We start from the raw sequence: 25,477 nt of genomic DNA, 5'->3' as shown, positions 1-25,477 counted from the left end.
CTCAATGATTACTGTGCTGTGAGTTCGACCGCAAGCATGTTGGCGATACACACCTTTGGCCCAGCACCGGCTATGTGGCCGACTACAGTATGAGGCCGATGGTTGAGCCCCCTTTCGCTCACGATCAATTCCTGCGCCTTCACTTGCCTGAAGCGGGCATCTGCCTTCATACAACGTTCAGTTTCGCCCATCATGGCAATGGATTGCGCCGGCTCCACGTAGCCCAGCAGACCAACCACACCATTAGTTTCATACGGATCGATACTACGAACAAAACACCCGTAGCCCGCCTCACCAAGCAGTTCATTTGCTATGTCCGCTGCCAAACGAATGATCTTGGCCTCCATAGCAAATTGGAGCTGCAGCGCTGGATCAGCAGGGAAAAACACAAGATCTGGACGCTTAGAACTCGACCCAGTAGCAATGTCACTGGGAGCCGTATGATCAGCGATTACACAAGCAATACTGATTCCCGGAACCAGCGCTCCTACTCCTCCACGCTCTTGTAGGAGCCGCTGAGCCTCGCTTGAGAGATGGGCTGTGATAGCTGTTTCCGAGATGTTTGCTGGCGCTGCGGTTACGCGCCTTCTTCTTGTTGTGGCTCCTCGTGTCGCGCAGAATTGGCTCCACCTAGCAGGCTGCACCAAAGCGTGATGTGCAGTCAGGAGAAGGTCATAGCATTGGGTAACGAAAGTTGCTACTGCTAATGCACGATACGGGTTGATGCCCGCTTCGACCAAGGACTGTTTGAGCTTCACTGAAAAATTTTCGGAGGATGTCATTGAGCAGCCAAGAGAAGGTTCGCAATTCGCAGTGCATCGCCGTATGCACGGTCAAGCGAGAAATTAAGACGCCCGGCTGGCTTGTCGACTACTATTTGCCGCTCACCTTCAATCCACATGACATGCGCTGAGTCATAAAACTGAAACGCAGCTAAGTGGGTCACCGGCGACTTCGGCAGCGGGTCAGTCATGTCAATAACGATTCGTATTGAAGAATCGCTAATGTAACTCGCATCGCAGCCCTGGAAGAGTGCGCCAAAACTGCTGCTCAAGGAAGTACTTAGCACCTCCAGATAGTCGCCCGGCACCTTGTCAATGCGCTCGTTTGCATTGGTAGGAGTGAGACCATTTTCGAATTGAAGGCGCATGTCGAGGTAATCTTGCATGGCAGCAGCGACATCCTCAACTTGCATCGCCGCCAAAAGATCAGGCGTATCCGAGGTATAATCCTCAGGCTGCAGAAAATATTCCGGTCGAGGCACCACAATTCCATCTAAGTCACGTCTCTCAACGCGAGTGCGGTCCACCTGCCACAGCTGGCCGAACAGTGCGAATTGAAAACGGGCAAAGTCGCCCATCAAAAAGCGTCCCAACTTAGACAGCACGGCCGCGCGTTTAGCGGGCGTCAAGTGAGTTGGGTTGTCCTTCCAGTGGATCACGTTCATTGAAGAATTAACCGCAAGAGGAAAGTCTACCGACAAGGCCTGGGCTAAGCTTCGTGAGACTAGCAGTCTCTCGCCCTGAAACTTTTTACGGTGCTGCATACTGCAGTCCTCGAGCCGCTGCTCGGACAACTGCTTAGGATGGCTGGCTAGTACACTAAACCCGTCACCATATTTGGCAAAATCGCTAATACTGCAGATCTCATCGGCGCGTAAAAGAGTTCTTGCCGGCGTACTACCTCCCGCAGACACCAGTCCCAATTGCACCAGTAGCTCACCAAATGTAGTCGCTGCTCCTCGTGACACGGCTTGTCGCAACCTGTTCTTCGCGGCACGATCCAGCGGACGAAGAGCATACGCCTCAAAGACATGCTCCCTATCTCGAAAGACAAGAATACTGGGCATCCATTGTACGTCGGAACAATCGATCGCCAACGTCCACATCGCCTTGGGAGTGAAAGGTTGAGTCCACATTGCAGGCGAATAGAATGCAGTGCGGCTGGAATATGTAATTGTACGCGCAGAGACGAACAGCAAAGCAGCGGGCTGCTCAGCATTCTCGAAAAGATGTCGGCGCCATTGCGATAAATTGACGATGGCCCGAACATGAAATTCCTGCCCTAATCCCGTTATGAATGTCTTCGCGGAAGGACTTGAAATCGATTTCGACGGCATGACAAGGCCAAGCACGCCACCCGCTTTCAGGTAGCGCCTTAAACTCATCCACGTTATATATTCAGATGCTTCCTGACCATCAACCGGATCATCGCTGACGATCTTGTAGGTTGTGACTCGCTCTAGTGGTTTCCAGGGTGGGTTGCCCGCCACACAGGTGAACTCGATCCCTTCGAAATGTCTCGGCGCACTAAAGAAGTCAGCCACTAAGATGTTCTTACCGATGAGAGAAGGGAAGACCTTCGGGCGCCTCCTCTCAGTGACAATGGCCTGCAACTCGGCTGGGTCAGCGTACTCAAGGAGATTCAAATAAAGGCTGAAAGCAGCAACTGCCGCTGCAGATGCTGCCTTCTCGACTCCGTAAATGCACTCCACCAGGATTTGACGCAACTCCTCCATGGGAAGGCGCTGCAGACGATGCTCGACAAGAACGTGCTCAACGATCCGCCGGAAGGCAGCCACGAGGAAGACACCGGATCCCGCAGTTGGGTCCAGAACACGAGAGGCTTTTGAAAATTCACACTCATCGCTAAGTCGATTGATGACAAAGTCCACAAGAAAAGGTGGCGTATAGACAACACCATCGTTGCGTACGCTGGTCGGACTCTCACTCCTTAGAAACTCTTCGTAAACAGCCGACAGTGTCTCGATCTGGATCGCTGTGAGATCTATTTCGAAGAGTTCAGTCTGCTCCCCCCCTTCGTGCAGCGTTGTTCCCCCGCGCAGATAATCGATCGCAAGATCAAGATGGTCTTGCTGGATCTTGAGCCGCTGATTGGAATCCAGTAAAAAAACCGCGCCATTGAAGATATCGTCAATCCTGTCCTGCAGCGCCCAGAATTGAACAAGAGAAATCGCCGGTCGAGTGAAGTGTAACGAGCTATCGTCTACGACTAACCCTTGAGCCCATTCACTTGGTACCACCTTCCTATCCAACAGAAGGAACGTATATAGGACACGCCCAATCAGCCGGTTGACGATCGCTGCGGGAAGCTCGCCACCCTTTATCGTAGAGGCTAAGCGTTTATGCAGGTGCTCCAAGGCTCGGAGTAAGCGCTTGTCCACTGTACCTGCTGACTGCAGCCTAAAATCTCGCCATTGCAGTGATGATCGCAAGCGCACAGCAACAAAATCTTTGAAGACTGAGCCTGCCTCCTCCTTCTTCAAGTCATCGGAGTCGGCAAAAACTACGAGTCTTGCCCAGTCGGCTTCAGGAGCAAAATCAAAGCCTGGGCAGATAATGAAGCGCTCTTCTACCGCAATAATTAGCCACGGCGCTAGACCCTGGCTCCATACCCACCGATGGTGTCGCCGTGCTTCCTCAATGCTATCCGCGTGAGCAAGATAAACAATGGGAACAAATCGACTAGTGAGTCGGTCACCAAACCCTGGCTCCCATGCGCCGAAGCAGGCTTTCAACTTGATCGCATCCGCAGCAGCGTGCAATGCATGGGCACTGCCAATTGCGCGGGCATAGTCTGAAGGACCTTGAAGTAAACCATCATCGCCGGAGTAGCCGAGCATATCGACAAGTAGATCGATGTAAGTGCTCATAAAAGCTCCTCGACCTGATGAGTCTCAACAGCTCCGTAATTATTGCCAGTATCAGACCAATTCTTGTGCTCTTTCACTACCCTAGAAGGCGCACAGGGATATGACAAGTTGCTTGCTCTTACTTCTGGTTGATTCGGAGCGAGGGATAGCACCGCCCTCACAAAAAAGCCACTGGGTTTTAGTGACGCCACAGCCAGTGGCCTCGCCGCGAAGGATGGCGATGATGGCGTAGATGTAAAAAGCCAAGACGACTTCGAATAGCTCGCAGACGCGAGCTGAATGCAATGGTGCGCTGCGAAGTCATTGATTGTCATCCATGTATTACCGAGATGGCGTCGAAAACCAGCGTAACGCACTGATTCACCTAAGCAAATCCGACCATCCTATGACAGTCCTGCCAGACTGTAAAGCGCTGCTTAGCTGCTGGGCGCCTGGTGCCCCTACTGGTGTCAAAACTCACTGTGCAAGCTTTGTTGTCTATTGACTTGATCGGCAAGCCCAAGCGTGCAAAGAGTCTGACCTCTATTTGCACGTATAGGTCCCTCCTGCCTGTGCCTCAGCCTCCAATCGGACTCTGCTGCCCGGGGTTGAAGGCCCTCTAACCCAACAGCTCACGTTACCTGATGCAAGCTTCCTGCCCATCTGACTATAGCGGCAGCCCATATCCATTTTTCGACCCACCCCAACTGAGCGGACAATCGGGCAGCATATTCGTTTCAAAATAATCTCAACCACACATTACTGCAATGACATCACCCCCAAGGAGATTCACCCCATGTCATTGCAGTGCCCTCACTGTCACTCCCCCAAAGTCGCTTCCTTCCATCACGCCATGAAAGTCGGCGCGGCCATCGGCACCGTTGGCGGTGTTGCGCGTGGCGTCAGTGCTGCCCTGGCTGGTGGGCAGGCCGGAGCAGCTATCGGCGCTATCGCCGGGCCAGTTGGCATCACCCTCGGCTCCGTATCGGGCGCCATCCTCGGCGGCCTGGCCGGAGGTGTCGGTGGCTGCGCACTCGGCGCTCAGCTCGGCGAGTCGCTCGACCGCCACGTCCTGGCCCACAACCTCTGCCTACTCTGCGGTCACCGCTTCAACCTCCCGACCTAACCAAGTCAACTCCCCTTCTATTTATTACCTCCGGTCGGTGCTGCGCCTCGCGCAGCGCTCTATGCCGGCCTGCACCCAAAGGAATCGTTCACATGGCACATCTCGTCGAAACCATGGCCTACGCTGGCGCTACTCCGTGGCACGGCCTGGGCAATCAACTCACTCAGAAACAACCCATCGAAGTCTGGCAACGCGAAGCCGGCATGGACTGGCAGATCCTTGAAAGCCCCGTGCACTTCAAGTCGGATGCAGTCGGCCACTTGGGTGCGATCCACTCCTTTCCCGAACAGAAGGTGCTGTTCCGTTCGGACACCAAGGCACCGCTATCGGTGGTCTCCCAGCGCTACCACACTGTGCAACCTCGGGAAGTTCTGGAGTTTTATCGTGACCTCACCGAGGTTTCCGGCTACGAGTTGGAAACGGCCGGCGTGCTCAAGGGTGGGCGCAAGTTCTGGGCGCTGGCGCGTACCGGGCAAGGCGCGGCGCTCAAGGGCAACGACCAGGTGAATGGCTATCTGCTGCTGGCAACCTCCTGCGACGGCACCCTGGCCACCACAGCCACACCAACCACGGTTCGCGTCGTGTGCAACAACACCCTGACCATTGCCCTGGACGGCACCAGTCGGGCGATCAAGGTGCCGCACAACACCCGTTTCGATCCCAAGGCGGTGAAAAAGCAACTGGGTATCGCCGTCTCTGGCTGGGACGAGTTTATGTACCGCATGCGCACGCTGTCCGAGCGCAAGGTGCAGTGGCCTGAGGCTATGAGCTTCTTCATGAACGTGCTGTGCGAGACCAGCCCGACCGGCGCGCTGCCGGAGCAACTGCCCAACGAGCGCGCCCTGCGTAAGGTCCAGGAGTTGTACGAGGGCCGGGGTCGGGGCAGTCAGCTGGACTCGGCACGAGGCACTGCCTGGGGCCTGCTCAATGCCGTGACCGAGTACGTTGACCACGAGCGTCGTGCGCGTAGCAACGAGTACCGCATGGACTCGGCCTGGTTCGGCCAGGGGGCGCAGATCAAGCAACGCGCCCTGGATGCTGCACTGCAGCTCGCCGCTTAACCCGCACTTACCTCAACCTCGCGCCCGGTCAGCCTTGTGCTGGCTGGGCGTTTTTATGTCTGCAGGTGAATACCATGCAAGCAACGTCATTGAACGGCAGCACCCGCAAGAAACGCCCTGCCCTGCGCCTGGTCAGCACCAAGGAGCTGCCGCGCGAGGACTGGCTGCAGATCCGCAAGCAAGGCATCGGCAGTTCAGATGCCGCCGCAGCGGTGGGGCTGAATCCGTACAAGTCACAGCTGGAACTGTGGCTGGAGAAAACTGGTCGCGATGCTGGGCTACCAAAGGTTGATCCTCACGATGAGGAAAGTCCAATGTACTGGGGCAATGTCCTAGAGCCCATCGTGGCTTGGCACTACAGCAAACGCACCAAGAACAGGGTCCGTCGCATCAACGCCGTGCTGCAGCATCCGGATCCAGAGCTGCCTTGGATGCTGGCCAACATCGACCGCGAGGTGATCGGGGCCGACGACGTACAGATCCTCGAATGTAAGACGGCTGGCATAAACGGGGCACGCCTTTGGAGGGACGGCGTCCCCGAGTATGTTCAGCTTCAAGTGATGCACCAACTCGCCGTCACCGGCAAGCAGGCTGCAGATGTGGCGGTGCTGCTCGGTGGCCAGATACTGGAGGTGCACCGTATCGAACGGGACGAACAGATGATCGCGCGCCTGATCGAGCTGGAGCGCATTTTCTGGCAATACGTGAAGACCGATACGCCACCGCCAGCCGATGGCACCGCCTCTGCTGAATTCGCATTGCGCTGCCTTTATCCAAAAGACAACGGTCAGGTCGTCGACTTCAGCAGTCATGCCGGACTGACGGCGACCTACATCGAGCTCAAGGCCGTCCGCCAGTCGATTGCCGACAAGGAAAAGCGCGAGGCCGAACTCAAGCAGATGCTGCAGCAGGCCATGGGCGATGCCAGCCGGGCGGAGTTCACCAGTGGCTACGTCAGCTGGCGCAAAGCCAAGGACAGCCTCGGCCTCGATGTCGCTCAGTTACTCCAGGACAAGCCCTACTTGCAGGCCAAATACCCTCTACTGAAACCCGGTGCGCGGCGCTTCCTGGTCGGCTGATTTTCACTTTCCTCATTCGCTTCCCCCTTGGCCAGTCCATGCAGTTCGCGCTGCGTGGCTGGCCTTTTTTCATTTCTAGGAGTACCACCATGCTGAAAGGCTTAGCCCTGACGCCCCCAGTGCTCGGGCGCATCTCCATCGGTAAGGTCATCGAGAAGAACGGCAAGCGCCTGCCGGAGAAGGATGACCAGTTCACCATCACCTCCCAGGTGCAAGGCAAGGACGGCTGGCTGCTGCACCCACTCAACGACGGACTGCGCCAGGGCAAGGACGACAAGCTACGCAGCATTCCGGTACGTCTGCTGTTCAACGAGCCGGAGTTGAACTTTCGTGCCGACTACACGCTGTTTGATCGGCAGTCCGGACGACCGCTGTGCGTGGGCAACGGTGAGACCTGCAGGCGCGTCACCCAGGAGGGTATGCAGTCCCTACCCTGCCCTTCGCCTGATGCCTGCCCGTTGGCCAAGGGTAATGCCTGCAGGCCCTATGGACGGCTGAACGTGGTCATTGGCGATGAGGATCCGCTCGGTAGCTTCATGTTTCGCACCACCGGCTTCAACAGCATCCGCACCCTCGCCGCCCGGCTGCATTACTTCCAAGCCATCTCCGGCAACCGCCTGGCGTGCCTGCCGCTGGAACTGCGACTGCGCGGAAAATCGACGCGGCAGAGCCACGGAACGCCGATCTTCTACGTCGACCTCACAGTACGTGGCGGTATGGACATGGCCGAGGCGCTGCAGGCCGCCAATGAGCTCGATGCGCAGCGGCAAGCAGCAGGCTTCGATCAAGCTGCGCTGGATGAAGCGGCGCAGCGTGGCTTCGCCAATGGCGCGTTCGAGGACAGCGAGGAGGATGCCGGCACCATCGTCGAGGAGTTCTACCCCGTCGAGGAAAGTCAATTCCCTATCGCCAACACTCCCCAGCGATCCGCGAAAAACAGCCTGACCGAGAAGCTGGAGGCGCAAGCCCAGCGCCATACCCCACCAACTGATTACCACCAAGGAGCCCAGTATGCGCCTGCACAAGCTGAAGGCCAGTGACTCGACCGGCACCTACCTGGTCGAGTCGCCGGTAACCGAAACCGACATCCTGCTGATGGCCCGGCAGTTGGCGAACCTGCGTCTACGCCGGGGACGAGCACTGACCTCACCGAAAGCGGTGTTCAGCCACCTGCAGGCACTGTTGGCCGATTACGAGCATGAAGTTTTTGCCCTTCTCCACCTTGATAGCCGCCATCGAGTCATCGCCTTCCAGGAAATGTTCCGAGGCACGCTCGACGGTGCCAGCATCTATCCACGCGAGGTCGTCAAGGCAGCCTTGGAGCACAACGCCGCCGCCATGGTCCTGGTGCACAACCATCCCTCCGGGGACCCCGAACCCAGCCAGGCGGACCGCAACCTGACCCACAAACTGAAGGAGGCACTGAGCATGGTCGGGGTGCGGACGCTGGACCACATCATCGTCGGTCGCGAAGGCTGCCTGTCGCTGGCAGAACAGGGCCACCTGTGAGGAGAAGACGAAGATGACGCTACTACGGATCTTGGCTGCCGTGTTTATGTTCGTTGGCATTCTCGCCGGCTGCCTGGCGCTCCTGCTGTTGGTGATTCTGCTGGTGCGCTTTCCGCCACTGCTGATCGCCGTGCTGCTGGCGTGCTGGATCCTCTGCCGACTGCTGAAACTGTTCCAGACGTCAGAGGCAGCACCGACAAAGCCCCCCACCTCCTTGCAGTGACCATCCCCCGTAAGCAGCCAGGTAAACCCTGGTCCCCAGGAAGCATGAAGATGAACAGACAATGTTTGATCTGCGAGTCCAGGGCCGTAATGCCCCGTGACGCCGCCAAGGGCCTTGCGCTGTTGGTCGGGCTGATCGATGGTGCGGCTCAGAGAGCTCGAAGCGCACCCGGAGCATGCAATCGCGACATGCTCATGAGCGGGCTGGCCGCGATTACCCCGACCTACCCTGCCGCCTTGGATGCGGCTGAGGATGTCGCCCGCTTCCACTTCCGGGGCTTCGATTGCCTGTGCCTGCGCTGTGGCGCGCTATTCGACGCGGCTATCGCGGACCAGGAGAGCCTCAACAGCAGCTGAGACGTTCCACCAGACGCTCCACCATCTCCAGTACCAGCGTCCGATCATCCGCCTTCAGAGTAGACAGTAAATTCTGCAGGCGGCGCGCCTGGTCTTCCGGTCGAGAACTCCCCTCGGTCAGCAGATCGGCCGTCTCGCAGCCGAAGACCGAAGCGAGCTCGACCAGACGCTCCACGTTGGGCATGACGACCCCACGCTCGATACGGGATACAGCCTCACTACCGATCCCAAGCTTCTCCGCGACCTGCTCCTGGCTCAGCTCGCAACGCGCGCGCTGACGTGCAATCGCCTGCCCCACCAGCTCCGCCAACTGCTTTGAATCGCTTTTCGACATGCCACCCTCCAGGTCAACCTGGATGGTTGAGGATCACCCCATTGACATGAAGGACTTCATAAACCGAGACTCAACCCAAAAGGTTGATATACGACTTTTTCTTTACCACCAATGCCCTAGCAAGGAGCACCGAACAGCATGAACGTCATTACTGGACTGAACGAAGCGCAGATCGAAAGCCTCGTGCGCAGCCGAGCGTCCTTCGAGATCAATGGCCTCAGGGGCAACTTCACAGCCGGCATCAAACTGGTCGAAACCAAGATTGAAAGACTTGGGATGAAATGCCGCGTCAAGAGCGACGTGAAAAGTGCCGCCATACAAGGCGGCATCTTGGGGGGCATGCTGAGCATCGCGTCCATGCCAGTAACATTGGCAGCAGCAACCATCGCAACCGCCGCCGGTGTAGGCCACACACTCGCCACCTACGATCCCGACTACGAAATCCTGAAGGACTACGTGAACAAGCGGCTCAGGGTCATCTACAAAAAGTAGTCCCGCCCATCCCCACTGCTACCAACAGCGAAAGATCCTGCTGAGCTGCGGGGTCCGCTTGCTCCGCCACCGGTCGTTCAGCGACCGGCTCCTATTTCATACCCGACAGCATCAACACACTGGAATAACCCCATGAAACGGATACTCAGCGTCCTGCTACTCGTCTTCTGTGCCAACGCTAACGCCGTCATCGACCATTACGCCTGGGGCAGTATCGCCTTCCCAGACGAGACCTCCACCAATGGCCTCCCCGAAGCTATTCCGTGTATCACGAAGAAAGCCTTCAACGGCCAACCCATGATCAAGTGCACCTGGCTGGAGACCTCCCGCGAGGTGCTCATCTGGGATGCCCAACGCCAGCAGGACATGCGCTATGTCAACCAGGTCAGTGGCACATGCCTGCGCGGCAAGTGCCGGACGAACACCAGCATCGTGGGTGAATGGAATCAGGATGTCTTCTTCGCGCTGTCGATCTGGTACCGCCTCGGCACCAGCACCGATGGCAAGCCGGTGGCCTACCGCATCGACTCCTCCCGTCAGGTGTCGTATGCCGAGGCAGGCTCTCTCCTGTACCAGTTCTATCTGGATATTGGCGTCCCCGATGATCAGCTCGTTGTCACATTCAACGGGCGTTATGAAGGTGGTTACGCAGCGTGGCAAGCACTGAAAGGTGGTGTACAAGCATCGGCACTGCAGTCACCTGCCATCTCGCCCCAATCAGAATGGCCGGAAGTGAAAAGTGCCTGGTGCAATCCACGCATGGATGACGACTGTTACATCAACGAGAAGAAGGTCCCGATCACAGACCTTGGCAAGTGGTTGCCGGCAGTTGCTGAAGCGAACATCGACCAGATCGGCGGCTTCTGCGAGACAATCCTCTGTTTCGATAAGGACAATCAACCCGTCGGTTACCTGTTGCAGTAACGGCCCCAAGCGCCACTGGACCACAGCTGCTATTTCACCCACCTGCATCGGCAGCCGCGTACTATATAGAGGGAGCCACGGCTCTTTCTTTTTTTGCTCTCAAATGGCGCAATCAGCTGATGACTGAATGAGGTAAAGGCCAAACGTCTGCTTCTGGCCCAGACCGTGTAAAAACGCAGCAAACGATGACCATCAACTTCCGGGGATTTTCTCAGCGTCTAGGAGGCCGTCGGAGGCCCAATCAGGCGCAATCGATAATTCTGGTTGCTATGGCACTTTCGGCTTCAGTACGCCTGCTGGAGGGCGGTACGAGTCGTAGAACAGGCCTCAGGCCTTCATCGCTGCCATCAGGGCACCGCTGCCCAGCACGTTCAACACGCGTTTGAGATTGTAGGCGAGCACATGCAGGCTCATCTCGGTACTCACTCGGTCGAGAGTCTTGGTGAGGAAGTGGGTGGCGCCCATCCAGCTCTTCAGCGTGCCGAACGGGTGCTCGACCGTCTGACGGCGGATTCGCATCATTTCAGGCGCTTGATCCAGGCGACTCTGCATCGCTTCGAGCACTGCCTCATGCTCCCATCGGCTCACTCGGCGCTCTGAGCTAGGCGTACAGTGCTCTTTCAACGCACAACCCTGGCAATGCGAACTCCAGTAGCGGTGCAGTTTCAGCCCTTTTTCGACGCTTGAGAACCGCCAGATCAGGCTTTGCCCAGCCGGGCATCGATACTCGTTCTTGGCTGCGTCATAGATGAAATCACCTTTGCCGAAGCGACCAGCCGCTGTCGCTCCCGAGGTCAGCGTCTTGGGCACGAAAACGGTGATTCCAGCCTCATGGCACGCCAGGATTTCTTCGCCTTTGAAATACCCTCTGTCTGCGACCGCCGAGAGTTCCTCGACACCCATGGCCTCTCGCGCTTGCTTGGCCATGGAGCTCAGTTGGTCTCGATCGACCCCGTCGTTCGTGACCTCGTGGGTCACGATCAGGTGGTGCTTCGCGTCGACCGCCGCCTGCACGTTGTAGCCGACTATTCCGCTGCCCCGGGTCTTCATTGAGCGGGCATCGGGATCGGTCAGGGAGATCTGTTTATCCGGTGTTTCGTTGAGCTGTACCTCGACTTCCTTGAGCTCCCGCAGCTTAGTTTTCAAGGTCGCAATCTTGTCGTGGAGGCGTTCGGCTTTGACCTGCGCCACGGCCGGTTCCTGGCGATCAGCGGTATCCAGTGCGGTCAGGTAACGGTTGATGCTGGACTCGATCTCCTCCATTCGCCGCTGAAGCTTGGCGCTGGTGAAATTGCGGTCACGGTTGTTGACCGCCTTGAACTTGCTGCCATCAATGGCTACCAGCGCTTCAGAGAACAGGCCAAGTTGCTGGCACAGCACCACGAACTGCCGACAGACGCCGCGGATTGCCTTGCCGTTATCCTTGCGGAAGTTGGCGATGGTCTTGAAGTCCGGCATCAAACGTCCGGTCAGCCACATCAACTCAACGTTGCGCTGACTCTCGCGTTCGAGACGTCGACTGGACTGGATACGGTTGAGGTAACCGTAGATGTAGATCTTCAGCAGGTCAGCAGGATGGTAGGCGGGTCTGCCGGTTTCCGCCGGGACGACACCCTCGAAACCCAGTAGGCCAAGGTCGAGTTCATCGACGAAAACATCGACCACCCGCACCGGGTTGGTGTCCGCCACGTAGTCATCCAAGCTCTCGGGAAGCAGTGTGCTTTGCCCTCGGTGCTCTCCCTGGATAAAGCGCTTCATTGGCGTCCCCCGCTGATTTTGAATCCATCAAATCACAGCAAGGACGATGCCAACGTTTTTACACGGTCTGGGCCGTATCCCGCCTGTCGTGACCGGCAGAGAGCGGCCAACAGCAGTCGCTCGTGAGCGATAGCTTCCGACCATAGCATTTGGTCGCTCGAAGACATGGTCTGTCTTATTTAAGGTATTTCTGATTAGATTAGTTAATTCGACTTAATTGACAGATCATAAGCGTCGCAGGGCGCCAATAACCGTTATGGAGTTTATTTTGAAGTTGATTGCGAGGTTCTTGCAGACGTTCAGCGGCACGTTGGGAGGTGCGATTGCTTTGTGGGCATTTGAGCTGTGGGGAGGGGATCCAAAGAGAGTTCCAAGCTTGCTTTTATTACTGATCGCTGGGGTTTTGGCTTTGACTGCTTGCCTCAAATATGTTGATGAAGATTTTAAAAAGACCTTTCTTTCTGTCGGAACTCTTCCGTCAATAGCCATTTTTTTAATTTCTGCCATCTCGATCAGGCAAGGATGGCTAGGCTTTGAAATTGATCTTGAGCAGACGGGACTGATTGGAAAATGGGCACTTGCAATGATAGGGGCTCAGACAGTGTTTATCATTATTTATAAGAGCGTGTTCAAAACGAAGACTAAATAACGCCCGCCTTAATAATTTCTCTGCGTTAAAAATTCAAAGGGCACTCCCATTTTTACAGTGACAGTTTCGCCACACCAAAGTAAAAGACTCCGCTTGATACTGTCACTGTGCTTACAGCCTAGCCTGAAGTCCCTGCCGTCGTCACGGGCAGCTCTTGGCCCAGGCTGTGTAAAAACGCAGCCATCGTTTTAAAGTCTGCGTTGCTACGTAAAATCTGCCAGCGTTTGGTTAATCAGCAGACCAAAAATTTGCGTAGGCGCGCGATTTTCGGTTCGCCTCTGACCGTAAACTCCGTTCTAAAACGTTTTTACATAGCCTCGGCCGTTTTCTGCCGTTCATTGTGAGGCAGCGTGATGGTCAGATCCGATGCAATCGGTGGTCAGAAGGAGTGCAAATGTCTGGTCAGGTCGAATGCAAACAGGTGGTAGAGTGTGGTGTAATTTCGCAATGGTGCCTCTAAAAGCGATGCCGACTAGGACAGTCGACAAGACGATAGGGCGCGGGCTTTCTTGGCCTCGCGCCCTCCAGTAGGGCTATTTCTCCGTGATGAGCCGAGCCGATTGTGGGTCGTATATCACGCCAGTGATTGAGCCATCGCGAATACGCTCCACCGCCTCGTCAATCACATGTAGCGGCACCAGAAACCACTCTCTGGGCTTTACCGGGTTGCCGAAGCGGTCTGGGATGGTCAGCTCTATTTGGGCTGGGCTGAACAGCCGGTGGAACAAGTTTTCCATCCGAGTACGATTGATGTTGTGCAGCTTGTAGGTGGCCACAACCTCAACGTCCGCCAGCAGGTAGGTGGCGTCCTTGTCGGCACCGGCAATACGTGTTTCTACCTTACCGCCCGTGACACCGATCTTGTGGATCAGCCCTCGATGCTCAGCTACGAAGGGATGGGTTGAGTGGCTGCGCAGCACGTAAATCGTGCCACTCTCGATGTCGTCGGGCTCAAGTGTTTCGCCAAACAGAGGGCCAGCATCCGCATCGGTAATACGGCGACCGGCATCATCCTTGTACAGCGCACGTTGCAGGGATCTTCGCAGTAGATTGCTTTCTGTGCCGTTGGAGTAGATCACCCTCAAGCGGGCATCGCTCTCACCATTGGGGGCCTTAATGGTCTCGCCGACCCCAGCCACATAAACCGTCTGTCCGCCGAGGATGAAGAACTGCCCTTCCTCGATGCTGGCATCCCGGATGAAGGTGCGGGTCACTCGGGTGCCCGATTGCAGCTCACGCTGTACTAGCTCAAACAGCGGCTGGAAACGCTCGAAGTCCTCGCAACGCTCGCGCTGGGCAATCTCCTCGGCTTCACGCTTCTCTGCATTGCTGCGAACGTGGCGGAGGTTCTGGATGTCAGCACCGCCGTCTTCCCCAGCCAGTTCTGCCAACAGCTCATCGTCCGTCATCGTATAGTCGCCTTGCGGCTCCCGTACCTCGAAGGCATTCAGCAGGCCTTGATGGTCTATCGGCTGCAGCAACGCGCGGCATTCATCCTGATCGCGCAGGCGATCCAGGCGTACGGCATACAGGCGCTCGAAGATATCCTTTTCATCGCCGTGGCGTGGCACGCGGCCATGCTGCTCAACAAAACGTTGAATGTCCTCGAAGCCAGCGATGATGCGCTCCTCACGAGGAGTGCGACCGGTCTTCTTGTCTGACGTGGCGAAATCGGAAAGCTCTGCTTCCAACTCATCCAGATCTAATTCATTTGACATAACGGCCCTCTTTCTTGAAACGCACAAAGGCTACTGCGCCTTCCGCCATGCTCCGTTCCCAAGGGTCTTGAGCAGTCAGGGAAGGTACCCGGCCATGATCCTTCTTGAATTTTACTGCCCGGACGGCGAGGTCTTTGGCCTCATCTGGCGTCAGACGGGTGCGCTTGGCACCGATCACCGCAGCGACCTGCTTGAGACTTTCCTCGCTCATGGTCTTGGCCAGAATGGCGTATGCTTCGCTGAACGGATTGATTTGGTCGATCAAGTCGATATCCAATTCGCGCACATCCATCGCAAACTTGCGCACACCATCAATCAGAGCCGTGCTGGGGGCGCCATTCCCTCCGGCAAGCGTACCTTGCGGATCATCACCTAGTACCAGTTGCTTGGCTTGCTGGGTCAGGTTCAGAGCAGCAATGGCGTGCTGGCGAACGGCTTCCTGATCCTCGGCATCCAGCTCGGGATACTTGTCGCGGATGATCTTGCCCATTCGCAGTTGAGTCAGCTCCTCGGGCACCAGCTCATCATCGAACAGGCCACGCTCGATGTTGGCTTTATCCTGTACGAAGCTGGCAATGACTTCGTTCAGGTCTTCCTGGCAAATACGATTGGCTTCAGGGCTCTTGGGTTCAGCCAGCCCTTTGATTTCGATCTGCAGGTGGCCGGTTTCGTGGTTGAAGCCCACATTGCACTTGTCCGGCTGATAGCCTGCGTCTCCGTAGTCAAAGCCTTCCTGGGGCCCACTGGTGAGTGATTTCGGCGTGAATTCGAAGCGTGGCGCCAGAACCTGTTCCATCAATAGGCTGGCGGCAATTGCCTTGAGCGTGTCGTTTACGGCCTCGGTCACCACCTTCTCGCTGGCATCCGGCTCGGCGATTAGGTTGGTGAAACGCGCCCGTGCTTTGCCGGGGGCATCGCGGGTCGCACGCCCGATGATCTGCACGATCTCGGTTAGGCTGGAGCGGTAGCCCACTGTGAGTGCATGCTCACACCAGATCCAGTCGAAGCCTTCTTTGGCCATGCCCAACGCGATAATGATATCGACATGATCGCGGTTGTTCTTCTGAGCAGGATCTTTCAAGGCGGCCGAGACTTTGTCGCGCTTGGCCGGGTCGTCATCCACCAAGTCGGCAATACGCAGTACGCGCCCATTGGCGGTTTCCACCAGTTGGAAACCCGTCACCAGGTCGGCGCCTCGCCACTCGCCCAACTCTTCGATGATGTGCTCCACCTCGCGGATCTTGTCCCTGGTGCTCTCACGGGAGTTCACGTTGGGGATGTGTACGATGGTTTTTTCGCGCGGATCGAGCACATCGAGGATGCTGTCGGAGTAGGCACCTGAGTAGAAGTAGTAACCAATGTCCAGCTTCTTCAAGTGCTCGTAGCCGTTGAGCTGCTCGTAGTAGGTGTAGGTCACAGTATCGAAGCGGGCTTCGTCGGCGGGTGACAGCACTGCCTCGGCATCGCCCCGGAAGTAGGAGCCGGTCATGGCCACGATGTGCACCTTATCGCGGGCGATCAGTTGGCCCAGATACGTGCCCAGTCTGTTCTCCGGGTTGGCGGAAACGTGGTGGAACTCGTCCACGGCGATCAACCGATCATCGAACGCCGCCACCCCGAATTTTTCTACCGCAAAACGGAAGGTGGCATGGGTACAAACCAGCACCTGGTCACTGCTTTCAAGGAACGCACCCACCGCATTGACCTTGCCACCATCATCGGTGCCCGGGGCATCACATAGGTTCCAACGCGGCTCCACATGCCAGTCGGCCCAGAAACCGTGGCGGCTAAGTGGCTCATCGTGAAAGCTCGAGCCAATCGACTTTTCCGGCACCACAATGATGGCCTGCTTGATGTTCTGGTGAGCCAGCTTGTCCAAGGCGATGAACATCAAGGCCCGGCTTTTACCGGAAGCAGGCGGCGACTTGATCAGCAGGTATTGCTCGCCACGCCGCTCAAAGACGCGCTCCTGCATGGGGCGCATGCCCAGTTCGTTGGCCTTGGTGGATTGTCCGTTCTGGGCATAGGAAACTGAAACGGATGGAACGGTTTGGGTCATGGCTACGCTTCCATTCCGGGCTTCATGCCCGCGCGTTTGATAAGGAAAAGGTCATGCATCACTTGGCCTTCCGCGTCTTCTGGACGGGGGTCATTTCGGTATACAACTCGAACAGCTTTTCCAGGCGCTCAGTGTCATTCTTGAAACGACGGCCAATGTAGATGCGCTCCAGCACTTCGTCATTACGCTCGTGAGCAGCACGCAAATTATCCGGCATGGTCTCTGGGTCGTAGAGATTCGCAATGGTGGCAGGAAAATGAGCTTCGCGCGCCAGCAGTATGCCTTCGGCGCAGCGGGTGAGGTCGACTTTGTTTTTTTCGGTCAGTGTAGGTACAGGGAAAGCGTTCCAACCCAGAGTATTTGAGTAAGAGAAACGCATTTCTAGGCGAACACAGACGCTCGCGATCCAAACCCAATGCATACGCGAAGCAATTAGCGCCAAATTCCACAGAGAAGCATCATAGAGCGCGAAGTTTCGATCACCGATGGTGGTACGACTGTCCTCCAGGCCGATAGGCAGATATTCGCGGCCTTCTGAACTGACGCGAGCAACAACAAGAGAGTAATTCTGGGCGACTGATTGGATTTGCCGAAAGCGATGCGGGAAAGCTGCAGCAGGCCGCGTTTCGGCTGCCTTGCTTTCGGCTCGCATCTTTGCAACAGCATCGATACGCCTTTTCAGCTCGGGTATGGCTTCAGCGTCCGCGCGCTCGGCATCCTCAATCCAGAGACAATATCGTTGTTCGCCCCGAATAAATTCTTGTGCACCAAGGAACCGTTTGATGAAGCGTGCAGCTTCCGGGTTCTCGCGCAGAACAGCATCCCGCTCATCAGGTGATAGAAAGAGATTGCCTCCATCCGTTGGTTTGTTACCCCACTCCATCAAGCCTCGCCCATCAGTCGGCCGAGACAATGGTGAGACGATGACATCTCGACCTGGTACTAGGTAGGCATTAATGAACTCGACTTGTTTTTCGATGGTCGAGCCATCCTCGGTGACCGAAAATAACCTCTTTAGTTTGGTTGGATGATTACTTATGGCAACGATTACTACCGTGACACCTGCATTTTGGCTGGCAAGATTGGCCCACTTGAACGAGGTATGTGCAAATGTAATTTGGTGACCACTGGCGAAAATCAGCGGCCAAAGGATCGGCACCTGCGCACCTTGGCATATGGAGTTAGTGGATACGAAAGCTGCGAAAGAATTGCTTTGTTTGCCGTAATCGGCTGCTTTCATGAACCAACCGGCCACATAGTCCAGCGACTTCCAGTTTTTTGCGCGTTTGCTGAAGATTGCTTCTAGATCAGCCTTTTGCTCATCACTCTGCCAGGTCGAACCAAGATATGGTGGGTTCCCACAGATATAGGTCTCCCCACCTTCATTCTCAAAATCGATCTGTGCCTGTTCCAACGGTACTTCAAACAGGTCATCAGCTAGTAGTTTTACCCCTGTTCCGGTCGGAGGGCAGATAGCCAGCCAGTCGAGCCGCAAGGCATTACCGCAAGTAATCCAGTTCTGGCTAGACAGTGGCAAAAAGACAGCTAGCGCTTCCCGCTGCCCACGGTAGTGCACATCGCACTGATATTCGGCGATAACCAATGCCAGGCGCGCAATTTCTGCAGAGAAGTCTCGCAGCTCAATGCCTCGGAAGTTGGTCAGGGGAATATCGCTTTTGCGCCCCAGCTCACCCCGGCGCTCATTGATCGTGTTCTCAATCTCGCGCAATTGCTTGTAGGCGATGACCAGGAAGTTGCCCGAGCCGCAGGCCGGGTCAAATACACGAATACGCGCCAGACGCTTGCGTAGGTTGAGCAACATCCGCGGGTTGTCGCCGGCCTCTTCCAGCTTGGCGCGCAGTTCATCGAGAAACAGCGGGTTCAGCACCTTGAGGATGTTGGGCACGCTGGTGTAGTGCATGCCCAGGGCGCCGCGCTCTTCGTCGTCGGCGACAGCCTGGATCATGGAGCCGAAGATATCGGGATTGATCTGCTTCCAGTCCAGCACGCCGATATGCACCAGGTAGCTACGTGCAATCCGGGAAAAACGCGGCACGTCCGGCTCGCCGGAGAACAGCCCACCGTTAACGTAAGGGAAAGCATCCGCCCAGCGCGGCAGGCTCGCCGAAGCGCGCTGAGCAATTGGCGTGTTCATGGCGCGGAAGATCTCGCCCATCACCTCATGCAAATTGCTGGCATCGCGGTCGCTCATCTGCGTGAGGGTGTCAGTGAACAGACCGGTGCCGTTGAAAATGTCGGTGTCTTCGGCGAAGAAGCAGAAAATCAGGCGCGCCATGAAGTGGTTCATCTCATGGCGGCGCTCGGCGGTGCCCCAGGTCGGGTTGTCCTTGAGCAATTCCACATAGAGCCGGTTCAGGCGGCTGGTAGCGCGAATGTCGAAGGAGTTCTCGCGAATCTGCTTGACCGTGGAAATGCCTGCCAGCGGCAGGAAAAAGCCGAAATGGTCAGGGAACTGCGGGTAGTCGCAGGCGACGGTTTCGCCGCTTTCCAGCTCCTCCGCCTCCAGTGTCTCGCCATCAGTGGCGAGTACGTACTTGGCCTTGGCCCGCGCCGTGGCCGGACTGGCCTTGAGCGCCGCCAAGGTCTCGGTGACCGTGCCTGGTTCACACACAGCCAGGTGGATATTGCTGGTTTGCAGCACACCGCCCAGATCGGATTTGTTGGTTGCCCCCGAGCGCAGACGCTTCAGGGTGGTGTCCTTGTTGCCGAAAGCCTGTAGGAAGGCATAAGGGAACTCGACCCGGTCAAACGGCTGTTCCGCTAGGTCGGTGATGGCTTGTTCGATTTCTACGGCGTTCATATGAGGCTATCCCGGTCGCTACTGCGAAGAAGCGGCTCAGGCAGGCGCGGGGCCTGCCGTCCTTGCAAAATGATGGGATGATAAAGGAATGAGCAGGGTGCAGGTGAAAGAGATCCACGCGCTCGTCGGACATGAGCATTGCCGCGCGGCCGACTACTTACCCCCACTATTGCATTGAAGAGATGCGTGATCGTGATACCCGCAGGACTTCAAGGCTGCTTTCCTCCGACAGTTAGCTCTTCGGAGTTTTATCTTCCACGGAGGCGTTTCAGTTGGCCCGGCCGCAGGCATCGAGCTCCCTCGGGCCTCAAGCGCAGGTGCTGAGCGTCTTTGACAAGATACTTCACTGCCTTGTGAATATGGCCACGAATTGCTCGATCACTCCTCAGGATACGACCAATACCACACTCGTCACCGTATTTCTCCTTGTCGTAGTTACAGCTGTGCACGTAGCCCTGGCCATGCGTGATATCTTCCCATAACTCGCCGAGCTGGATAGCCTTGAAGACATCTCCACGCACCTCGTTGCCATTGAAAAAATAGGCTGCATGGATGTGGTAGCCCCCGCCATCACTCCTGTCTCCCTGCTCCACCGAATAAATGTGGCCGATGAGCTGGTCAAAGATCGCATTGCGCTTGTGCTTCGCAATCAGCTCATCCAAGTCTTCGAACACATGCTCGACGCGTAGCCTGGCCTGCGCCTCAGAACGGTAGTGGAAGTCGACCCTGATGATGGTGATGCGCGAGTAGAGCTCACATAAGGCATCGGCGTAGTCGCAGACTTGGATCTCCTGCTCCTTGGCCTGGTGGCGGAGGTCATGCTTCCTGCGGAGATACCACCGCTCACGAGTCAACTCACGGATCCGGGCGACCAAGACGTTCATGCTGTGATGATGATCCAGGTAGGCCGTACCCTCCTCATTCAGACAGGCAGGGCCATCAGGGTGGCGCTCCAGCCCGATGTCCTGACATGCAGCCCTGAACGCTTGCAGGTGTTCGCTGTAGCTGTATTCGATAGGGCCTTCGAATAGGTCGACCATCTGCTGGATGTGATCGAGGTACCGAGAGAGCTTGGTCTCTTGGACGCGTTCGTACCCTGTCCGGGCTTGCTTGATTCGGAATGCCGGTGAATCGGAATCTTCGATGGCCTGGACAAGTCGCTCGATCTGTAGGGCAATATCGGCCTGGGAAAGGTGGGTGTAAGTCTTGCGATCGGTCATGGATGGGTACCTGGTTGCTTGTTGTGCATAACAGGCACGTGTTGTGTATTTTTTAACCAACGACCTATCCCTACCTGTGCAGTAAGTGTCGTACTGAATAAGTTCAAATGGCTATTGAATGATTAGTTACTGATAGCAAATAGCTATATCACTAGAAGCAGCCCAACCCATCACCAACCCTCCCAGCGAGACCTGGCAAAGGGGAGCAACATTGCCCTGCCTGCCGAGAGATTTGCCGAATCGCATCCTGGGAGAGTTAGCTGAGAATTCCGAACTCTTCCATGCGGCATAAACGCCATGACCAGCTACCGACCGGTCATGGCGTAAATGGTGGTTTCTAGCTGACCATGCTCAGGTGGCCAGTGGTGCGCACCGCAGTACCTTCTGCCAAGTCACGCTCCTCGATCCTAGCTAGGATCCAGTCGTGCACCTCACTGTCAACCCAGCCGACGCAACGGTCGCCCAGTGACACCGGTTTCGGGAAGGTGCCTTCCGCGATGTATCTGTAGATGGTCGACCGAGCAAGGCCGGTCGAGTCGATGACTTCTTTCAGACGGATGATTCGCATGAGCAGGCTCCTCTGTGGCTCAGAGGATCTGCAGGGGTGGTAAGAAATAACTCGAAGGCTCGGGCACCTACTCGGTTAGCAAGCCAAACTCGTAGCGGTTCCGCACATTCAGGTCAGCCTCGCAGTCGAACTCACGAAGGAATCCACCATGGACATCCTTGAACACAATACAGCCTTTCTGATTCTCGGGAGCCGGATAGACGATCAGGGAAACGACCCTCAAGTCACTATCGCCCTCTTCTGACTCCGGCGCAGGTATCAGCCTAATCACCTGAGGCTGGTACCCCGACCACGCCTTGCCATTTAACTTCTGCTTCAAGTGTTCAGCCCACTCGAACGCCACCTCAAAGAAGTGATCGAGCACTCCAGGCCAGTAGTAGCCTGCCTCGTCCTGCCCCGGCCTTCCCACCTTTAGCTGCGCCAACTCTCGACCGATCACGCCCTCTAGAGACGCAGGAACTTTGCCGTATCTTTCGCCTGGCCCTCCCCATGTCTGGGACAGCAGATGCGACGTATACCCGGCCAGCTTGTGATACAGGACATCCAGCGCTGCAGGTCCCAGAGCGAGAAGAGCTCGTGCTACATCAAGCGACAACCCGCTGGTCAACCTTTCGCTACAGGACAGTCCATCCTCTGCATAAACCAGCACGGCGCAACGGAAACTCTGCTCACCTAGCTGCGGATGATTGAGGTTCAGGTAATAGGTACTGGGAACTCTTGCCCCAACGAAGATGCCATTGGATACGCCAGGCACATGACCACGTACGAAGCCCAGGCTGACTAGCCGTGCCACCTGATGCTTGAGTGCAGTCGGGTTCAAGCCCGTCATTGCTCGGAGCCTCGCCTCCCCCACCCCAGCCACAACCCCACACTGATCGGCAAAGCTTAAAAGGGCAGCCAAAAACACTCTCGTGGACGCCCCCAGACGCCCACAAGCCCCCGGGGCGGCCGGTCGCCCATCCTTGCGTACCGGCTGACGCGCAGCCTTTTCGTTCCCCGCATCTGTTTCAGATAGAGGACCCTCGGCAAAAATCTCCGGCTCACTGAAGAGACGCTGGATCAGGTCCTGATGAACAAACGCACGCTCTTCTGGCTTGGCCATCAGATCCAGGAGGTACCGCGACGCCTCATATTCCTGCCCCGGACGCCCCACCTTGTCTGCCTGCTTTTTGATCACCAATAGCCCAGCGTCGGCCAGCTCCCGCGAAGCCTCTCTGACCAACCTTTCTGTCAGGCACAGAAGCCTCGCAATCGACTTGATCTTGAATGGGGCGGCCAAGAGTACCTGCTCTCGGCATATCAAGGCTTGCAGGAAAAATCTAGACTCTGCACCAATCTCTAGATCTTCATAAAAAAATAGCATTCTAGCCATATTATCCACAGAAAAATGAAAATTTAGATGACGTTTTACACCCTATAAATTCAGCTTATCAACTTCATATAACGCTTCTGATAACAAATATTTTAACAAGGCTGTTAACATTATATTTATTTCCAACGCAATAGCGTTTTCTACAGGCCCCGATGCTAGGTCCTGCAACACCGTCCAGCAGTGGAAGAGTGGCGCTTCCCGAATAGGGCGGGCAAAAAGGAGATTTGAAAATGAGCGAGATCGAAGCAGCACCTGGCTGGTTGAACGAGAAGGACAGGAACGAGTGGGAGTGGGCGGCACGCTACCTATTGCGCCGATGCTCTTCTTCGCTGCAAAACAGCCTGAGCGCCCTTGCCGATAGCAACTTCAGCTACCTCGTCAGGTCGATCCATGCTCTCGAAAATGAGGCTGAAGGTGTAAAGCTCATTGAGCGACTAAGAAACGCTATCAGACAAAGGCGCTATCGACTGGCGGAAGGCGGCAGGAAAACCTGCTCTTTTACGCTCCCACTCGAAACCAAGACCACACTCAAGAGACTCGCGAAAAGTCAAAGAACAACAGAGACGGCTCTACTTGAGCGCTTGATCGAAGACGCCGCCCAAGTAGCCTCAGCGCAGAAAGAGGTGATGCGTCGGGATGCTCAAGAGGCCAAGGTCATACGCAACTCGCACAAGCTTGCACTGGAGCTGGACAAGATTCGGATTGATCAGGCCAGAAAACAGTTGCACCACTGCATGAAGCAGCTCACGCGCTGGGAAACCTTTCTGAAGGAAGACCTGCCAGAGTTATCCTCCGAAGACGAAGCAGCTGCTACAGCTCTTGCAGAACGCCGAATGCGTGTAGTCCAGGAAGCTATCGACGCAGCCGTAGCCAAGCATGAAATGCTGAGCCCTAGGGTGATCTAGCCCCACTCCAACCAAAGCCACGCGCCAGAATGTGGGTCAATGTGTGGGTCATAAGAGAAATAAAATATTTATTCTATAAAAATCAACATGTTAAAAAAATATGAAGCCGGCCACAAGCCGGCTTTTTAATGCCCCTAGGATTTTCAGAATCCTACTTCACCTTCACCACATCATCTGGCTTCCAAGTCTGGTCGTAGAACGGGTCTTCGCTGCCATACAGGCGCAAGGCGACCAGGAAGTTGCGCCCGGGAATGGTCTGGATAAACGCCGCGTCGGCTACATCCTGAGGTTTTTCCGGACCGAACCAAATCTCGATAGACCCGTCCGACTGCTTGGGTATGTCGTAGTAGCCGTTGGTGGAGGGCAGCAATTGCTCGGTCTGCGGCATGGTGCCGTCGGTGATGTTGTATGCCGTCACCGCCCAGAACAGCGCGGCGGGTGGATTTGGCGGCAGGCGCAACTTGTAGGTGCTGCCGCCTTCGAGGAACTTGCCGTCTTTGTCACGCCCGGTGAAGGGGTACTTCGAACCCGCGCCTGTGGTGTGCATCACCATCGCCGGTGCCGACGAGTAGGCGAACTGGAAGAAGTTGGCCCGCTGATTCACGTCCAGGTAGCTTTCCTGCATCCAGTCATTGGTGCCGCCCGCCCAGGTGTTCTCGTATTGGCGGTCTTTGTAATAGAGGTTGCGCTTGTCGTCGCGCCCCAGTTGGCGATTGGCGAGGATCATCTTCGGCGCAGTTTCCACCGCCTTTTTCAGCAGTTCCTGTTGTTTCTGGTTTGGTTCGAAGGGATGCCCCTTGATGATGCCGATGGAGGCCAGAACGCCACGCAGCTCCGGATCAATCGCTTCGACCGGCTCGTAATCAACAAAGGCTTTGAGCTTGCTCCAGTAGTTGCTGTCGACCGGATACATCATGTCCAGCGACTTGCCGCTGGCATCGGGGAATTGCATGGGTGTGGCGTCTTTTTCGGTCGCCCAGAGTGGATAGACGCGGGTGGTTTCGGCGTTCTTCACCGCTGGTGCCGGGTCAGGCTTGCCCTCACCTTTGGCCATGACGGTGCGGAAGAACAGAAACACGTTGTAAGTACGCGACTTGACCGCGAAGTAACCGCCCGGCACCGGGCCGTTGTAGTCCGGCGGCAGCAGCAGATAAAGCCCCCCGCGCGCACGATCAGGCCCAATGGCGCCAACGTCGGTTAGCGTGCGCTGGAAGAAGTCGGTGAACATGCCGATCACGTTGGCCGGTGCCTTCACTACCAGAGGGCCGGTCTGCTTGAGGTCTAGGTAGCTCATCGAGTAAATCACGTCGGCGTTTGGCGTGGGCACCATGGTCCGCGAGTCCATGCGCTGTTTCCAGATCGGCAGAATGTTGTAGCCCGCTCCGAAAGCCTTCTCTGAACCGTCCTTCATGCCGATGGTGTTGAGCGCCGGCAGCATGGTCATGTAAGCGAACACAGCGCGCTGGTAGTACAGCTCATCACGCAGACTTTCGGCCTCTTTCGGGTCGAGCCAGTTGCCATTGTTGATCTGCTTGATCAACGGTGAAGCCGGCGCCTGCTCCGCCGCCTGAGCCAGCGGCAGGCCCATCAGCGAAGCCGCCAGAACCGACAGCGTAAACACACGTTGCATGGAACCCATGGACCGATCTCC

22 protein-coding genes are annotated in these 25,477 nt (G+C 56.3%); 11 read left to right on the top strand and 11 right to left on the bottom strand.

What is annotated here, in order from left to right; translation table 11 throughout:
- Positions 1 to 8: 8 nt before the first annotated feature.
- The gene (locus ACP6KB_RS03235) at positions 9 to 782 is read right to left on the bottom strand and encodes a hypothetical protein (RefSeq protein WP_442112018.1); all 774 of its coding nucleotides are present in this window, start codon (positions 780 to 782) and stop codon (positions 9 to 11) included.
- Positions 779 to 3,673, bottom strand: a complete 2,895-nt coding sequence (locus tag ACP6KB_RS03230) for an N-6 DNA methylase (RefSeq protein ID WP_442112017.1) — start codon at positions 3,671 to 3,673, stop codon at positions 779 to 781. Before ACP6KB_RS03230 ends, ACP6KB_RS03235 begins: the two co-directional genes overlap by 4 nt.
- 775 nt (positions 3,674 to 4,448) lie before the next feature.
- Between ACP6KB_RS03230 and ACP6KB_RS03225 the strand changes: the two genes are divergently transcribed.
- The 7 genes from ACP6KB_RS03225 (at position 4,449) to ACP6KB_RS03195 (ending at position 9,006) form a co-directional block, all read left to right on the top strand.
- Entirely contained in the window at positions 4,449 to 4,778 is a 330-nt protein-coding gene (locus ACP6KB_RS03225; RefSeq protein ID WP_442112016.1) for a hypothetical protein, read from the top strand.
- 92 nt (positions 4,779 to 4,870) lie between these two features.
- A complete protein-coding gene (locus ACP6KB_RS03220) occupies positions 4,871 to 5,839 on the top strand; it encodes a DUF932 domain-containing protein (protein WP_442112015.1) in 969 nt (322 codons plus the stop codon).
- Positions 5,840 to 5,913: 74 nt separating this feature from the next.
- A complete protein-coding gene (locus tag ACP6KB_RS03215) occupies positions 5,914 to 6,918 on the top strand; it encodes a YqaJ viral recombinase family nuclease (protein WP_442114247.1) in 1,005 nt (334 codons plus the stop codon).
- Positions 6,919 to 7,007: 89 nt separating this feature from the next.
- Positions 7,008 to 7,958 carry a recombination directionality factor gene (locus ACP6KB_RS03210; protein WP_442112014.1) on the top strand — a complete coding sequence of 317 codons (951 nt, stop codon included), beginning with the start codon at positions 7,008 to 7,010 and terminating at the stop codon, positions 7,956 to 7,958.
- Positions 7,930 to 8,427 carry a RadC family protein gene (radC, locus tag ACP6KB_RS03205; RefSeq protein ID WP_442112013.1) on the top strand — a complete coding sequence of 166 codons (498 nt, stop codon included), beginning with the start codon at positions 7,930 to 7,932 and terminating at the stop codon, positions 8,425 to 8,427. The genes ACP6KB_RS03210 and radC overlap by 29 nt, the downstream gene beginning before the upstream one ends.
- A 13-nt stretch (positions 8,428 to 8,440) precedes the next feature.
- Positions 8,441 to 8,650 (top strand): hypothetical protein, encoded by a 210-nt coding sequence (locus ACP6KB_RS03200; protein ID WP_442112012.1) that lies wholly within the window; start codon positions 8,441 to 8,443, stop codon positions 8,648 to 8,650.
- Between the two features lie 50 nt (positions 8,651 to 8,700).
- Positions 8,701 to 9,006 (top strand): hypothetical protein, encoded by a 306-nt coding sequence (locus ACP6KB_RS03195; RefSeq protein WP_442112011.1) that lies wholly within the window; start codon positions 8,701 to 8,703, stop codon positions 9,004 to 9,006.
- Here ACP6KB_RS03195 and ACP6KB_RS03190 read toward each other — a convergent pair.
- The gene (locus ACP6KB_RS03190; RefSeq protein ID WP_442112010.1) at positions 8,993 to 9,340 is read right to left on the bottom strand and encodes a helix-turn-helix domain-containing protein; all 348 of its coding nucleotides are present in this window, start codon (positions 9,338 to 9,340) and stop codon (positions 8,993 to 8,995) included. The two genes, ACP6KB_RS03195 and ACP6KB_RS03190, sit on opposite strands and share 14 nt — an antisense overlap.
- A 138-nt stretch (positions 9,341 to 9,478) precedes the next feature.
- Between ACP6KB_RS03190 and ACP6KB_RS03185 the strand changes: the two genes are divergently transcribed.
- Both ACP6KB_RS03185 and ACP6KB_RS03180 read left to right on the top strand, forming a co-directional pair.
- Positions 9,479 to 9,832, top strand: coding sequence for a hypothetical protein (locus ACP6KB_RS03185; RefSeq protein ID WP_442112009.1), 354 nt, complete (start codon positions 9,479 to 9,481; stop codon positions 9,830 to 9,832).
- Between the two features lie 132 nt (positions 9,833 to 9,964).
- Positions 9,965 to 10,756 (top strand): hypothetical protein, encoded by a 792-nt coding sequence (locus ACP6KB_RS03180; protein ID WP_442112008.1) that lies wholly within the window; start codon positions 9,965 to 9,967, stop codon positions 10,754 to 10,756.
- 327 nt (positions 10,757 to 11,083) lie between these two features.
- Here the strand turns inward: ACP6KB_RS03180 and ACP6KB_RS03175 are convergent, their stop codons facing one another.
- Positions 11,084 to 12,514, bottom strand: coding sequence for an IS1182-like element ISPa7 family transposase (locus tag ACP6KB_RS03175; protein WP_023098450.1), 1,431 nt, complete (start codon positions 12,512 to 12,514; stop codon positions 11,084 to 11,086).
- 268 nt (positions 12,515 to 12,782) lie between these two features.
- Here ACP6KB_RS03175 and ACP6KB_RS03170 point away from each other — a divergent pair, with 268 nt between their 5' ends.
- The gene (locus ACP6KB_RS03170) at positions 12,783 to 13,163 is read left to right on the top strand and encodes a hypothetical protein (protein ID WP_442112007.1); all 381 of its coding nucleotides are present in this window, start codon (positions 12,783 to 12,785) and stop codon (positions 13,161 to 13,163) included.
- 533 nt (positions 13,164 to 13,696) lie between these two features.
- On the opposite strand, the gene ACP6KB_RS03165 is transcribed toward ACP6KB_RS03170, so the two are convergent.
- The 6 genes from ACP6KB_RS03165 to ACP6KB_RS03140 all read right to left on the bottom strand — a co-directional run bounded on the left by ACP6KB_RS03165 (position 13,697) and on the right by ACP6KB_RS03140 (position 22,828).
- The gene (locus tag ACP6KB_RS03165) at positions 13,697 to 14,881 is read right to left on the bottom strand and encodes a GIY-YIG nuclease family protein (RefSeq protein ID WP_442112006.1); all 1,185 of its coding nucleotides are present in this window, start codon (positions 14,879 to 14,881) and stop codon (positions 13,697 to 13,699) included.
- Positions 14,871 to 16,940: a DEAD/DEAH box helicase gene (locus tag ACP6KB_RS03160; RefSeq protein WP_442112005.1), complete on the bottom strand. Its 2,070-nt coding sequence runs from the start codon at positions 16,938 to 16,940 to the stop codon at positions 14,871 to 14,873. The genes ACP6KB_RS03165 and ACP6KB_RS03160 overlap by 11 nt, the downstream gene beginning before the upstream one ends.
- A 58-nt stretch (positions 16,941 to 16,998) precedes the next feature.
- On the bottom strand, positions 16,999 to 19,761 hold the full coding sequence (locus ACP6KB_RS03155) for a class I SAM-dependent DNA methyltransferase (RefSeq protein WP_442112004.1): 2,763 nt from the start codon (positions 19,759 to 19,761) through the stop codon (positions 16,999 to 17,001).
- A 248-nt stretch (positions 19,762 to 20,009) separates the two neighbouring features.
- Entirely contained in the window at positions 20,010 to 20,981 is a 972-nt protein-coding gene (locus ACP6KB_RS03150; RefSeq protein WP_442112003.1) for a hypothetical protein, read from the bottom strand.
- A 337-nt stretch (positions 20,982 to 21,318) separates the two neighbouring features.
- Entirely contained in the window at positions 21,319 to 21,549 is a 231-nt protein-coding gene (locus tag ACP6KB_RS03145; RefSeq protein WP_442112002.1) for a helix-turn-helix transcriptional regulator, read from the bottom strand.
- 67 nt (positions 21,550 to 21,616) lie between these two features.
- Positions 21,617 to 22,828 (bottom strand): hypothetical protein, encoded by a 1,212-nt coding sequence (locus ACP6KB_RS03140; RefSeq protein WP_442112001.1) that lies wholly within the window; start codon positions 22,826 to 22,828, stop codon positions 21,617 to 21,619.
- Between the two features lie 323 nt (positions 22,829 to 23,151).
- On the opposite strand from ACP6KB_RS03140, the gene ACP6KB_RS03135 reads away from it, so the two are divergent.
- A complete protein-coding gene (locus ACP6KB_RS03135) occupies positions 23,152 to 23,826 on the top strand; it encodes a hypothetical protein (protein WP_442112000.1) in 675 nt (224 codons plus the stop codon).
- A gap of 151 nt (positions 23,827 to 23,977) precedes the next feature.
- Here the strand turns inward: ACP6KB_RS03135 and ACP6KB_RS03130 are convergent, their stop codons facing one another.
- Positions 23,978 to 25,465, bottom strand: a complete 1,488-nt coding sequence (locus ACP6KB_RS03130) for a DUF1254 domain-containing protein (protein WP_442111999.1) — start codon at positions 25,463 to 25,465, stop codon at positions 23,978 to 23,980.
- Between the last annotated feature and the right edge of the window lie 12 nt (positions 25,466 to 25,477).

Origin of the sequence: Pseudomonas sp. NUPR-001 (genome assembly GCF_052147955.1) — a bacterium.
Lineage (GTDB): Bacteria > Pseudomonadota > Gammaproteobacteria > Pseudomonadales > Pseudomonadaceae > Aquipseudomonas.
The sequence above is the reverse complement of the archived record's forward strand: the minus strand, read 5'-3'. Positions and strand labels throughout refer to the sequence as shown.